At 37.6% G+C, this 14,435-nt stretch carries 9 protein-coding genes; 1 reads left to right on the top strand and 8 read right to left on the bottom strand.

What is annotated here, in order from left to right; all coding sequences use genetic code 11:
- Window positions 1–21 precede the first annotated feature (21 nt).
- The 4 genes from uvsE to O1A01_RS01240 all read right to left on the bottom strand — a co-directional run bounded on the left by uvsE (window position 22) and on the right by O1A01_RS01240 (window position 5,426).
- Window positions 22–987 carry a UV DNA damage repair endonuclease UvsE gene (uvsE, locus tag O1A01_RS01255; protein WP_066417756.1) on the bottom strand — a complete coding sequence of 322 codons (966 nt, stop codon included), beginning with the start codon at window positions 985–987 and terminating at the stop codon, window positions 22–24.
- A gap of 125 nt (window positions 988–1,112) precedes the next feature.
- The gene (locus tag O1A01_RS01250; RefSeq protein WP_066417754.1) at window positions 1,113–2,621 is read right to left on the bottom strand and encodes a degradosome RNA helicase CshA; all 1,509 of its coding nucleotides are present in this window, start codon (window positions 2,619–2,621) and stop codon (window positions 1,113–1,115) included.
- A 282-nt stretch (window positions 2,622–2,903) separates the two neighbouring features.
- On the bottom strand, window positions 2,904–4,268 hold the full coding sequence (locus tag O1A01_RS01245; protein ID WP_270065403.1) for a UDP-N-acetylmuramoyl-tripeptide--D-alanyl-D-alanine ligase: 1,365 nt from the start codon (window positions 4,266–4,268) through the stop codon (window positions 2,904–2,906).
- A gap of 87 nt (window positions 4,269–4,355) precedes the next feature.
- A complete protein-coding gene (locus O1A01_RS01240; RefSeq protein ID WP_066417749.1) occupies window positions 4,356–5,426 on the bottom strand; it encodes a D-alanine--D-alanine ligase in 1,071 nt (356 codons plus the stop codon).
- Between the two features lie 667 nt (window positions 5,427–6,093).
- On the opposite strand from O1A01_RS01240, the gene O1A01_RS01235 reads away from it, so the two are divergent.
- Window positions 6,094–7,947, top strand: coding sequence for a M4 family metallopeptidase (locus O1A01_RS01235; RefSeq protein ID WP_270065402.1), 1,854 nt, complete (start codon window positions 6,094–6,096; stop codon window positions 7,945–7,947).
- 173 nt (window positions 7,948–8,120) lie between these two features.
- Here O1A01_RS01235 and O1A01_RS01230 read toward each other — a convergent pair whose 3' ends face one another.
- The 4 genes from O1A01_RS01230 to O1A01_RS01215 form a co-directional block, all read right to left on the bottom strand.
- Complete coding sequence (locus O1A01_RS01230; RefSeq protein ID WP_270065401.1) at window positions 8,121–10,247, bottom strand: beta-propeller domain-containing protein; 2,127 nt, start codon at window positions 10,245–10,247, stop codon at window positions 8,121–8,123.
- Window positions 10,248–10,442: 195 nt separating this feature from the next.
- Window positions 10,443–11,063 carry a nitrite reductase gene (locus O1A01_RS01225; protein WP_066417746.1) on the bottom strand — a complete coding sequence of 207 codons (621 nt, stop codon included), beginning with the start codon at window positions 11,061–11,063 and terminating at the stop codon, window positions 10,443–10,445.
- A gap of 15 nt (window positions 11,064–11,078) precedes the next feature.
- Window positions 11,079–11,930, bottom strand: a complete 852-nt coding sequence (locus O1A01_RS01220) for a DUF8832 domain-containing protein (protein ID WP_066417740.1) — start codon at window positions 11,928–11,930, stop codon at window positions 11,079–11,081.
- A 12-nt stretch (window positions 11,931–11,942) separates the two neighbouring features.
- The gene (locus tag O1A01_RS01215; protein WP_270065400.1) at window positions 11,943–14,363 is read right to left on the bottom strand and encodes a heavy metal translocating P-type ATPase; all 2,421 of its coding nucleotides are present in this window, start codon (window positions 14,361–14,363) and stop codon (window positions 11,943–11,945) included.
- Between the last annotated feature and the right edge of the window lie 72 nt (window positions 14,364–14,435).

Here is a 14,435-nt window from a genome sequence, read left to right as displayed (position 1 = left end):
TCATTAATTGGAAGGGTTTTATTAAACAATACTAAATGAAGCTCCATCTAACATTTCCACGTTTGGATATTTTTTTATATCTTTTACTAATTGAAAGAGAGCGTGGTCCTTCATTTTCGCTTCTATCATACAATCAATCTCCGGAACACTTCCCTTTATTTTATTTAAAAAATCCATAAACATATCTGGATCAATATAGTCGGAATGAGCTCGGAACATTTTATCATCTTTAGGGCTAGAAATATGCATTTTTATTGGAAGTGGAGAGTGGGACCATGTACTTACAATTCTTTCCCATTCTTCTTCCCAATTCTCATTGTCATGGTTGGCTATGTGATGGTGGTAATCGAATACTAACGGGATGTTTAATTTTTCACAAAGGTATAATGTATCTTGGATATGAAAAGTTGTATCATCGTTTTCTAACATAATCATTTCTTGTAGAGGTTGCGGTAATAACGACCAATTATGAATAAATTGTTCTAGTGCTTGTTCCTTGTCGTTGTAGGCTCCACCAACATGTAGAACACAACGATGCGTTGGGTCAATTCCCATTCCTTTAAGCAAAGCTCTATGCATAGCAAGTGTTTTAATACTTTGATTCATAATATCTTTTTTAGTGGAGTTTAATAAAACAAAATGATCCGGATGAAAGTCAACACGAATAGGATGTGCTTTTAAAAATTCACCTATCTCTTTTAATTTTGATTTTAGCGGTTGTATGTAGTTCCAATCTGCTAATTCTTCATGATTCGCAAGCGGTATTAATTTTGAACTAAAGCGAAAAAAACGTATATTATTACCAACATTATGTTTCAACAAACGTAAACAGTTTTCTAAATTTTCAATTGCGATACGCTCTAACTTCTCAATTGCTGCTTCACGGTCTGCTAATGTTTGAAATTGCTTAAACGTCATCGTTTTAGACGGAGAAGCATTTGCTACCGTGACACTCATCGCTACATATCCAAGCTTTACAATAGTCATTATATTAACTCCTTTTCCCTAGTACATTCTTCAATAATATTCCCTTTAAAAAGCTAATAAAAACTATTTCCTTTTATCATAAGTATAAAAAAAACTGTTCTCTATAATAGAGAACAGTTTCCTCTTTAGACGCGCTCTTTACGAGAGCGTTTATAGCCGCCACCTTGACGTTTGTTACCTGAAGGTTTATTGTTACTTGGACGTTTAGACCAATTATTGTTTTTACCTTTTCCACCGCTTCCGCCACGAGAACGGTTATCCCTAGAGTCTTTACGGTAAACCGGTGATTCTTCCGTTAATTTAACCGGAGTTTGATCTGGTTCATTCGTTAATACCTTTAATGCTGCACAAATTATTGATACAGAATCATGCTCTTCAAGAAGTTGTTCTGCAGCATTACGATAGTAGTTAAGGTTATCCCCTTCAATCGCAGCTGTTAACTTCTCCATGGAAACTTTTTGCTTACCTTCTAATGCTTCATCAAGAGTAGGAGCTTTCATTTTTTCCATTTTACGCTTCGTTACTTTTTCTACATGGTTTAAGTAACTCATTTCGCGAGGCGTTGCGAATGAAATTGCTAGACCACTTTTTCCTGCACGGCCAGTACGACCAATTCTGTGAACATAGCTTTCAGGATCTTGTGGTAGGTCGAAATTATATACGTGTGTTACGCCAGAAATATCTAGACCACGCGCTGCAACGTCTGTCGCAACAAGAACTTCAACAGTACCTTCTTTAAATTTACGAAGTACACTCATACGTTTCGCTTGGGTTAAATCTCCATGAATACCTTCTGCTGCATATCCACGTACATTTAACGCTTCCGCTAATTCGTCAACACGACGTTTTGTACGACCGAAAACAATCGCTAATTCAGGTGATTGAATATCTAAAAGACGAGTTAACACATCAAACTTCTTCTTCTCATGAGTTTCAATGTAATATTGTTGGATATTAGGCATTGTTACTTCTTTCGCTTTAACTTTTACATTTACCGGTTCAGTCATAAAGCGTTCAGCGATTGCTCTAATTTGCGGAGGCATTGTTGCTGAGAAAAGAAGTGTTTGGTGCTCGGCAGGAACTTGCGCTAAAATTTTCTCAATATCCTCAATAAAGCCCATGTTTAACATTTCATCTGCTTCATCAAGTACAACTGTATGCACATTTTGTAAACGGATTGTTTTTCTATTAATATGGTCTAAAACACGACCTGGAGTTCCGACAACAATATGTGGGAATTTCTTTAAAGAACGGATTTGGCGATTAATATCTTGTCCTCCAAATACCGATAAAACACGAGCTCGCTTATGGTAGCTCGCTTTATATAATTCTTCTGCAACTTGAATTGCTAATTCTCTAGTTGGAGCGATAACGATCCCTTGAATGTTGTTGTCATTAACATCAATTTTCTCAATTAACGGTAAACCGAACGCAATCGTCTTACCTGTTCCTGTTTGCGCTTGACCTATTACATCTTTTCCTTGAAGCGCAATCGGAATTGTTTCACCTTGAATTGGAGTTGCTTCCTCAAACCCCATTCTTTCAACTGATTTCATCAATTGTTCTGATAAACCTAAATCTTTAAATAAAGCCAAATTATTCCTACTCCTATCTATACAAATTAATCTATTCATTACGGGCGAAGGTTATTGGTTATAAATAGAAATGTGAAAAACACATTCTGTAATCATAACACTACTGTTACACAATTGCAATAAGACCAATTATTCAATACAGTCTTCACGATTACTTTCCTTATCATCATAATTTATGTTTTTACTCTTTATTAAACAAGACAATAAAGAATTGATTCCACAAATTTAACCTTCCAGTTAATGAACGATTGATGTTATGCTTCCGTCAATAGTTTTAGCTTTGTTAGCCCTTCTATATTCATTTATTCTCGCATATTTTTATTAGGATAAGCTTTGAACTACTTCTTCTAGTTTCATTCCGCGAGAGCCTTTAACTAAAACGATATCACCAGGCTGGACAAAACCATTTAAAAAACTAATTAGTTCCTCTTTCGATTGAAAAGCAGTGACATTCGATTTCTTCATAGCACTTTTAGCACCTGCCGCAATATCCGTTCCTAACGGTCCAAACGTAAAAACATAATCAATATCTTTTCCGCTTACATGTGCACCTGTATCGTAATGAAATTGTTTTTCGTCTTCCCCTAGCTCCAGCATGTCAGCTAATACAGCAATTTTTCTGTTAAACCCTTTTAGGCTAGCTAAAAGGTCAATAGCCGCCTTCATCGACGTAGGACTTGCGTTATAAGCATCATTTATTAGTGTTACTTTATTTTTCCCATGCACCACTTCATTACGCATGCCTGTAATAGAAACATTTTCTAAACCTTCCATTATACTTTGATGACTTACATTCAGATGATGGGCAACTGCAATGGAAGCAACAGCATTCATTACATTGTGTTGACCTAAAACAGGAATAGTATACGTCAATCCGTTTACAGAAAACCTTGTATTATCTTTACTAATTTCTTCGATAGTTGTTTTATAATCATTTTTTTCCTTCATACCGAATGTAATTATTTCAAAAGGCATGGACGATACGTTTTCCGTCAATAACGGCTCATCCCCATTAATAACTAAAATCCCTTTTTCCTTTAGCCCTACCGCGATTTCTAATTTCGCTTTTGCTATTCCCTCTCGACTACCTAATTCCTGCAGATGTGATTCTCCAATGTTTGTTATGATAGCCGCATCTGGTTTTGCAATTTCAGATAACAGTTCAATCTCTCCAAAATCACTCATACCCATTTCTAACACAGCAACCTCTGTATCTTCCTGCATAGAAAGTAACGTTAACGGAAGACCTATATGGTTATTATAATTACCCGCTGTTTTATGTACTCGAAACGTTGTTTTTAATAAAGATGTAACAATATCTTTCGTCGTTGTCTTCCCATTGCTTCCTGTTATACCTATTACGGTTAACTGTAGTTCATCGCGATACACTCTAGCCATTTGCTGAAGAGCTTCTACTGTATCTTCTACTAATATGAGTGGTATTTTAGTCGGTGGGTTTGGCTCACTTTTTTGCCAGAGAGATGCTGCAGCTCCTTTTTCCTTTATCGCCTGTTCTACAAATTGATGCCCGTTAAAATTTTCACCGACGATTGGTATGTATAAACTATTTGTTAAATCTTCTCTCGTATCTTTTGTCACTCCGTGTATTACAACATCCTTAAATTGAGCGTCTACTAGACTGCCGTTAGCCATCATTGCAACTTGAGATAATGTGCGTTTAATCATTGTAATACCTCCTTTAATCTCTATGTTTTTTTATAACTGTTAACGTATAAACAAGGGAGAACGATTCGTCCTCCCCCTACCCTACAATCAAAATGTAAACTTGATTTTTTGTTTTTCATCATGTCTATCTTTTGCTAGTTGCACGAGTCTTTCAATTAATTCTGGGTAAGCAACCCCAGTGTGTTGCCATAATAAAGGAAACATACTATATGGAGTAAAGCCTGGCATCGTATTTACTTCATTAATGTATAACTCACCATCTCTTGTTAAGAAGAAGTCGGCGCGTACTAGCCCTGAGGCATCGATTGCTTTAAAAGCTTTGATCGCCATTTCTTTAACACTTTCATACGTTTGCTCATCCACTTCAGCAGGGATGATCATTGCTGTATTTCCGTCTTCATACTTCGCTTTATAGTCATAAAATTCTTTTTTCGGAACAATTTCACCTAAAACAGAACATTGAGGCTCGTCATTTCCTAACACACCTATTTCAATTTCTCTTGCATTTTCTAAGCCCTGCTCGACAATAATTTTTCGGTCAAAATCAAAAGCTTCTTTAAAAGCAGAAGCGAGTTCTTCGCGGTTTTTTGCCTTATTAATCCCAACACTAGAACCTAAGTTAGCAGGCTTTACGAATACAGGATAACCTAACTCCTCTTCCACTTTTTTATAAGCTAATTCGTCATTTTTCTCCCATTCAGAACGGAGGAAATGTACATATCCGACTTGTGGTAAACCAGCTTGAGCAAAAAGTTGCTTCATTATTACTTTATCCATTCCAGCTGATGAAGCTAAGACTCCGTTACCGACATAAGGTAAATTTAATAGTTCTAACATTCCTTGCACCGTACCGTCTTCTCCATTTGGACCATGTAGCAGAGGGAAAATGACAGGTTTGTCGTCTGTTTGTTCATTAACCTCTGTTAATGCTAATGGAGCAATGGAAGTGCCTTTATCAGTTAGTTGCAATTGTGCTACACTTTCTACTTCCCCTGTCAGTTGTTTCCCGCGTACCCATTGGCCTTCTTCTGTTATAAATAACGGGAAAACATTAAATTTATCTTTATTTAATGCTTTCGTTACCGCTAATGCAGTTTGCAAAGATACTTTATGCTCTGCTGATTTTCCACCATATAATAAATGAAGCGTTGTTTTCATAAGGCTCCCCCTACATAAATATATTATCTACTCAAATTATTCATCACACTAGTATCGTTTTATTATAGCACTTTCTAACAATTGTTCGAAACGTCAACCTTTTATTTAGTCCGTCCACTAATCGACAAATTTTCTTTTCCTGGGAAATATAATGTCTAAATGTGTCATCAGCCTATTTTCCATACCATTTGTTTCATAGTATGCCTCGTAGGCTCGTTTCGTTAAAGGAAGTTACTTCAACAGGTGAATTATACTGATTAAAACGTGAATGAACAACTATTCTTTATAAATTTTTCCCTACAATCGATACAGGTAAATGTTCATATTTTGCACAAATACACTTAACAGAAGACTATCGTACTAAATGGTCGACAATTTTTTTAAAATGGCTTCATCCTCGTATCTTTCACGTTGTCCCTATTTCCCTATTTTTCAGTTAAAAAACTTTTCTTTTTTAACTATTCAATCTGCCAAATAGACTAACTAATTATTTTTCATCGGACTAACGTATGAAAAATTTTTTTCATGCGTTTATTTACATCGCACCAATTGACAGAATCTTCTGTTGATATTTCCTTTCCATTCTTTTACGCTCAAGTTAGTCAAAGTATCATTCAGGTTCCGGTATTTTCGACTAACTAAATAAAATAGGAAAGAGGGATGTTTTTTGAGAAAGTTGATAGCAATATTCGCAGTATTCGTTTTACTAGGTAATCTTTTTTTCTCTAGTGGGTCATCGTTTGCAGCAGGCGATTCCCTATCTGAATTCAAAACATTAAATAAAGGCGACGTTAAGGTTGTTAAAGTAAATGATCAAAAGGGCCCCCCATCATTCGTTACTGGGTTACTTTCTGAAAAACATAATAGGGCCGATGCTCAAAATGCAAAAAAGTTTTTAAACAAACATAAACATTTTTTCCAAATGAATAACCCTACTACTGATTTAACAGAAATTCGTACCAATACAGATGAACTTGGCATGACACATATTAGATTTCAACAAACAAAAAACGGCATCCCAGTTGAACACCATCAATTAAATGTACATTTCAATGAAGAAAACGAGATTGTATCAGTAAATGGGACATTTAATACGAAAATAGACGAGTTACATATTAATACTACACCTGGAATTGAAGAGTCTGCCGCTTTACAAATGGCAAAAGAAGAAGTAAACGCACCTGAAGAGGTAGATATCGAACAGTCGGAGCTTGTTATTTATCCAGTTGAAAATAACTCCCGCTTAGCTTACAAAATTAACTTAGAATATTACAACGAAGAACAAGGGAACTGGAACGTATATGTAGATGCTCATACAGGAGAAATCATCGATAGCTACAATGCTATGTATGGGTTAGGGTTTTTTAGTGATATTTTAGAATTTGCTTCAGTTGAATCGGAAGAATCTAATCACGGACCGAACCCAAGAGCAATTGAAAGGGCTAGTCGTCTAAAACCAGCAGGTGGCTCTGGTTTAGGTACAACTGGTGTAACGAAAAATTTAGATCTATCTCACGGAAATATTCCAACAAGCGGTGAAGGATCTACTTTCTACTTAGCGGATACAAGAGTACCCGGAATGGATGGTATTTTTACTTATAATATGAGAAACACTAGCAATCAAATTTGGTTATATTCTAACAAGGATGCGTCATGGAAAGATGTTTTATACGCTGGTGACAGTAGTTCTTGGGAAGCGGTTGGACAAGGTCCGGCTGTTGATGCTCACGCAAACTCTAAAATTGTTTATGATTATTTCTTAAACAATCATGGACGTAACTCGTTAGACGATAACGGAATGGCCATTCGCTCTCGTGTTCATTACGGAAGAGCATACAACAACGCGTTCTGGAGTAATGGTATTGCAATGATGACGTACGGTGACGGTGACGGTAGACAATTTATCCCACTAGCCTCTCTCGATGTTACTGCACATGAGATGGTACATGGAATTACTCACTATAACGGTGGCTTACGTTACCGCTTTGAAACAGGAGCTATTAACGAAGCATATTCTGATACGTTTGCAAGCATCGTGGATGACCGTAGTTGGGATGTTGGTGAAGATATTATGGGATCGGATTGGATCGCTGATGGCCGTACAGCCTTACGTAGCAGCGAAGAACCTGGTAAATTCAAAGTTGGTGCTCAATATTGGGCTTATAGTATCGATGGAGAAGGACGTTATCCAGCACATATGGATGAGTACTATTACCTTCCTGCTAATATGGATAACGGTGGGGTACACATTAACTGTACTATTTTACAACATTCTGCGTATTTAGTTTCTGAAGAATATGGAATGGGTAGAGAGGTTGTAGCAGACACTTGGTACCGTGCGTATGATTATTTGCATTACGATGCTTCATTCGCTGAGTTTCGCGAAGCAATTCTTCAATCTGCTACCGATCTATATGGGGAAGGCAGTGACGAATATAATGCATTTTTAAGTGCCTTTGATGATATCGGTCTTTACGAAGGCTGGTCTAGCAGTGACAACCCAAGACCGCCACTAAATTAACGCGTTCTTATTAGAAACACATTCAACTCTCGAGCTTTAGACGATGCGAGTTGAGTGTGTTTCTTTTTTGATATAGTGGATATAACGCTCTATATAATTTCTTAATTACTACGCCAAAAAAGGTTGCCCCGTACGAAAAAGGCAACCTTTTTTGCAACTTCAATTATTTGAAACTACCAGCTTATTTTATGTGTCGATATTTTATTAGGCGAAACAGCGTACAAATAATCGTTAATATAGAGCACCCTCAAAATACCATCCTCCCACGATTCGTAACTGTTCGTTTTTTCAGCATGTGTAATTTCATCATGAAGCGTAAATCCTTTTTTCGGATCAATTCCATATACAAGTGCCCCTTGGAACTGTAAAAGTCCCCTTTCGTTGTATGTTGTAATCGGAAAGGCAAAAATATCTTTTTCTTTGTTGAACAACAATGCTTTATGGTCGTGATTTAGAGGAGAATAAGAAAATTCATTGCCTACAATTTCAGAAAATTTCTCTGTCGGATTAGTCGGATCACTAACATCAAATAATGATATTTTCACACCATCTTGCACAACTCGCGGCTGAACACCTATTTCTCCCTTTTCTAAACGTGTATGATGACCAAAACCAATTAAATGATTTTCATCGTACGGATGAAGATAATTACTGAATCCTGGAATTTTCAACTCTCCTAACACTTTTGGCCCATAAGGATCACTCAAATCGAACACAAATAGTGGATCTACTTCTTTAAAGGTTACGATATATCCTTTATCTCCCATAAAGCGTGCGGAGTATATTCTTTCCCCTCTAGCTAAATCCTCCACCGTACTTATAATATTTAGTTGATCATCTAGGATAAATAGATTATTAGAGGATGGAGAGCGCTCATCCCAAGCATCCCCTTTCGTCGTTGCTACTCGGAAATAGCCATTATGTTCATCCATTGAAAACTGATTTAAGAGTCGCCCATCAACTGTTCCAGTATTGACAAACTCAATATTTGGACCGTTAATAGAAAACTTATAAATATCAGTATGCATTGTCCCATAAAAAGAATCTTCCACATTATACGTTGGAACGGTCGTATAAAGGTGCTCTCTGTTCATGTATAGCTCTTGACCACTTCCCAAATACGACACGGTAGAAATTTCTTCTGTTGAATCCTTAATGTTTATTGCTATTATATTCATAAAGTTATTTTCATTCGACTCTGGAATATAATAAATATCTTCGTACTCTGGTTGTGAAATTTTCGTATCTGCCCCTGAGATAGTGTCCATATATCTTGGCCGTAAATCTATTTCACTATTTTCACTTAACTCCCATATATTCGGATATAAATTTGTAATTAAATACACGTAGTCATCTATTTTTCTCGATGTTAAATAATGCCCCTCTAATGAGACTGCTCGCAATTCAACTGGCTCTTCTTTATTCGTAATGTCATAAATTATTACCTTTGCAGATTCATAAATAGGAAGTATCGCCATCCCCCCTCGAGCATTGTTTCCTGCATATGATTTCCAGTCGTTTCCGATTACTACTAACCTATTTCCATCAACATAAAGTTGGAACGGGGAAAAGTTTTGATAACGTACTTCCGCGACCTTTTCAACATTTTCAACCGGTTGTGCTTTGGTGATGGTTAATCTATTATCTATCACTTGGTAAATATAGCTTCCATCCGTTTTCACGATATCCGCTTCATCGACACCAGTAACTTGTATGTTAGTTTCGGAGTATTCCGCCTCTGCGCCACTCATCGCCATTCCACTATCGCTGCTGTCCATTGCTTCGTCTGATGAAGTAAAGGTTTCACCACGCGCCCAGCCAAAGAAGCTTTTTGTTTCCTTTTGCAACTCTTTTAGACGTTGGGAAAATAGTTGATTGAGTTCCTTCTTTGATGTAACAGACGGTAAATTCTCTTTCGCGTCGAAAACTACTTCTAAACCTGATCGAATTTTTTCCCCATTTATCGATTTTATTTTATTACTAAGCTTTAGTTTGTATGGTCCCATATCGATGTCATATCCGTTAGAAGGTGGCAAAATACTTATTGTGTTACTGGTACTATCAACAGTTATAGGAACCCGTTCGCCATTTTTATTTGTAACAAATATCGTCTCGTCCGTTAATGATTGTTCGTCAATCTCTTCTGAGACATTAAACACAAACTTTTTATTCGATAATACAATTAACGGACCATTTCCATAGCCATTTACAACATACGGCTTACTGTAATAATAAATATAGCCAAAAATGGTTACGACGAGTGCTACTAATAACGAAAAGATAATCGCCTTTTTGTTCACGCTCCATACCTCCTACACGTATCTTTCTTACCTCGTTAGACGTTACCTCTTGGAAAACGTTACAGCTTATTTAGAAAATAGAGATAGGGTTTTCAGGTGTGTAAATATTCGAATAAAAAATGAAGGTGTTTTAGAGGACGTAACAGCTCGACTGCAATAAAAACGGCAGGAATCACTAAGATTCCCACCACCGACTTACATTGCATGTTCTTTTAAATTATCTAGCCCGAACCGATGAACAAATTTCGTAAACGGTTCGCGTTTCTTACCATTTTCCGCATATATATTAATTAACTTTTCTACTATTTCGTAAAGCTTCTGTTCTTCTAATTTTTCAGCAAATATCACACCAGTCATAGCATCTTTCCCTTTTGCTTTTCCACCAACATAAAGATCGTAATGTTCCTTCATTTTTATTACACCTATGTCATTGACTAATGGTTCACCGCAAGCGACTGGACAGCCTGTGTAGGCAGGTCGAAGTGTAAAAGGAACAGGTTTTCCAGCGATTCTTTTATTTAATTCGATTGCAACAGGCATTCCCTCTTCTTCTGCCCCTTTACAGAAATTACACGTCCGTAAGCTTTTCACGAAATTACCGACCGGATAAACAGATAAACCTACACGCTCGAACTCTGCTACTATTTCATCCATTTTCTCCTCGGGAATATCGATATATAGCTGTTGAAATGTTGTGAGCTCTAATTCATCATTTTCATCCATATAAGAAGCAATTAACATCAGTTGTTTCGGCGTTAATTTTGCCCCAAAGCCTATTCCACCGTTTATCGCTAATTTCACATTTTTTTCTTCCAAGCTATGCCGTCCCCTTTATTCCGTGATTTCGATTACGAAAGGAAAATCGTATACTTTTCCATCTAATTTGAATTCTGCCCACAATTTATATAGCCCAGCCTCCGTAAAGTGAGCATTAAATGTCGGATTCACATCATTTGTTGGATGAACATGGATGAACTGCTCCATGCTTTCATCAATAATTACAACATGACCTAATGCTCCTAAATACTGTTCTGGCTCCCCGCCATCAATCTCAAATTGCAATAGTACATCCCCTTGAACAGAAAAGGACGGGCTAGTTAACGTTACCTCGTATCCATTTGTCGTTTTCGTCCAATTTTGTTCTGCCGTTAGATCGGGGCCATGTTCATGGTGAGCATGATCTCCCATCATCAGTGACAGTGGCTCAATCTCATATGCTAAATTAGTAGGGACAATATCAACGTATACTTTATACATCCCCTCACTGAGCAAATGGTCTGCTTCAAACACACCAGGAGCTATCCGCTCAGGATGAAGGTGTAAAAATGTCTCCATATCCTCACTTACGACGATTAAATGCATATATTTTTCATGGTTCATTTTCAAATCATCTACCGGATTATTCTCTTCATCTAGCAATGTTACTACTAACTTATCATCCTGTGATTCGATGTTTGGAAATACTTCGTTCTCGCTATGTGAGGGTGAATCGCCATGGTCGTGGTGCGCATGGTCGTCACTGTTTTCTTCCTCATCATGAGCGTGTTGCTCTGGAGTTTGTTTCTCTGCGTCATGTTCACTTGCATGATCAACTGGTTCATTATCTACAAAAGCTCCTACAATATAGTAAGCACCAATGACAACTGCTAAATACGCAACTGCTGCTATTACCCATTTTTTCAAAAGAATCATCCTTTACAGTTTCACTTTTTGAAGACGTAACGCATTTAATACGACAGATACAGAACTAAATGCCATCGCGGCTCCAGCTACCCAAGGGGCTAATAAGCCTATCGCTGCAATCGGTATCCCCATCGAATTATAAGCGAATGCCCAAAATAAATTTTGACGAATGTTTCTAATTGTTTTTTTACTCATAATAATCGCGTCTGCAATACTATTTAGATCGCCACGCATTAACGTAATATCAGCTGCTTCCATTGCTACGTCTGTACCAGTACCAATTGCCATCCCAATATTAGCTGTTGCTAAAGCCGGCGCGTCGTTTATACCGTCCCCAACCATCGCAACCTTTTTTCCTTCTCCTTGCAGTTTTTCAATCTCCTTCGCTTTTCCTTCCGGTAACACTTCTGCTATGACACGATCTATCCCTACTTCTGCAGCAATTGCTTTTGCCGTACGTTCATTGTCTCCAGTTATCATAATAACCTCTATATTTAAAGCTTTCAGACGCTTAATTGCTTCAGCCGAAGTTTCTTTTACTGTATCGGCAACTGCAACAATTCCAACGAACTCATTGTCAACTGCAATGAGCATGGCTGTTTTCCCAACGTTTTCGAGCTCTTCCATTTTAGTTAATGTGCTTTTTTCAATAGTCACTTCATACTTATTCATCAGTTTTCTTGTACCAATTAATACTTTTCGCTCTTCAACAATAGCTTCAATACCGTAGCCGGGTATCGCTTCAAATGCAGTTGGGTCCACAACCGTAATCCCCTTTTGTTGAATACCTTCTACAATTGCTTCAGCTAACGGATGCTCTGATTGTTTTTCTGCACTTCCTATTAAAGCTAGTATTTCTTGTTCTTTTTCCTCGTTTACAAACAAAACATCGGTAAGTGTTGGTGTTCCATTCGTTACCGTTCCAGTTTTGTCTAAAACAACTGTGTCGATATGATGTGTTTGTTCTAAATGCTCTCCACCTTTAAAGAGAACTCCTAGTTCTGCAGCACGACCCGAACCCGCCATTATGGAAGTAGGTGTTGCTAGCCCAAGAGCACATGGACATGCGATAACAAGGACAGCAATTAATTTTACGAGCGCTCCCCCGAAATTCCCTGGATCTACAACTACATACCAAATAACAAATGTTAAAATCGCAATGATTACAACGATAGGTACAAAAATACCAGAAATTTTGTCCGCTAAACGTTGAATTGGCGCTTTCGATCCTTGCGCTTGTTCTACAACTTTAATAATTTGAGCTAAGGCTGTTTCACGTCCAACCTTTGTTGCTTTCATTTTTAAGAAACCATTTTTATTAATGGTTGCACCGATAACAGGGTCACCTACTGTTTTATCGATTGGTAAACTTTCTCCCGTTAACATCGATTCATCAACAGCGGAACGGCCTTCGATAATTTCCCCATCGACAGGAATTTTCTCTCCAGGCTTTACATAAAGAATATCGCCCACCATTACTTTTTCTAACGGAATTTCCTGTTCCACTCCATCACGTACAACTGTAGCCGTTTTTGCTTGAAGGCCCATTAATTTTTTTATCGCTTCCGATGAACGGCCTTTTGCCCTCGTTTCAAAAAGTTTCCCTAAAATAATAAGCGTTATAATAACGGCACTCGTCTCAAAGTACAAGTCCACCATATGAGCATTTGTGCCAATTGCTTCAATTCCTAAATAAATGCTATAGAAATAAGCCGCGGACGTACCTAGTGCAACGAGCACATCCATATTGGCACTTTTATTTCGGAGTGATTTGTACGCTCCTACGTAAAATTGCCACCCGATGTAAAATTGCACTGGAGTTGCAAGAGCTAATTGAACCCACGGATTCATAAACATTTCTGGCAAGTAAATAAACGAAGTAAACGAAAAGTGACTAACCATCGCCCATAGTAGGGGAAGAGTTAAAATCGCGGAAAAAATAAATTTCCCTGTTTGCTTTTCTAATTCTTTTTGTCGAAAGTCAACCCGTTCTTTTTCATTTTCTACCTTTTCCATGGCACCGTAGCCAGCTTTTTCAATTCGAGCAATAATGTCGGCCACGCTAAGTTCGGCTGGATTAAATTCGACTGTTCCAGTTTCTAACGCTAAGTTAACATTCGCGCTATGGATACCTTCCATTTTGCTTAGAACTCTTTCTATACGACTAGAACACGCTGCACACGTCATTCCTGTAATATCGAACTCCGCTTTTTCGGAAATAACTCCGTACCCTAGCTTTTCTACACGACTTTCTAAATTGGCAACTGTAATTTTTTTAGCGTCAAATTGAACTTTTGCCGTTTCCACCGCAAGGTTCACGTTAGCTTGCTCGACACCGTCCATTTTATTTAACACTTTTTCTATTCTCGTTGAACATGCAGCACACGTCATTCCAGTTATCTGCATCGTTACTTCTTTTGAGTTAGAACTCATTGCGGATCCCTCCTATACCACACGGGGGTATATTTATATGAAAAGAAAACGTGCCCTTATGTCAGCACGTAG

It is taken from the genome of Sutcliffiella sp. NC1, from assembly GCF_027594365.1.
Lineage (GTDB): Bacteria > Bacillota > Bacilli > Bacillales > Bacillaceae_I > Sutcliffiella > Sutcliffiella cohnii.
The sequence above is the reverse complement of the archived record's forward strand: the minus strand, read 5'-3'. Positions and strand labels throughout refer to the sequence as shown.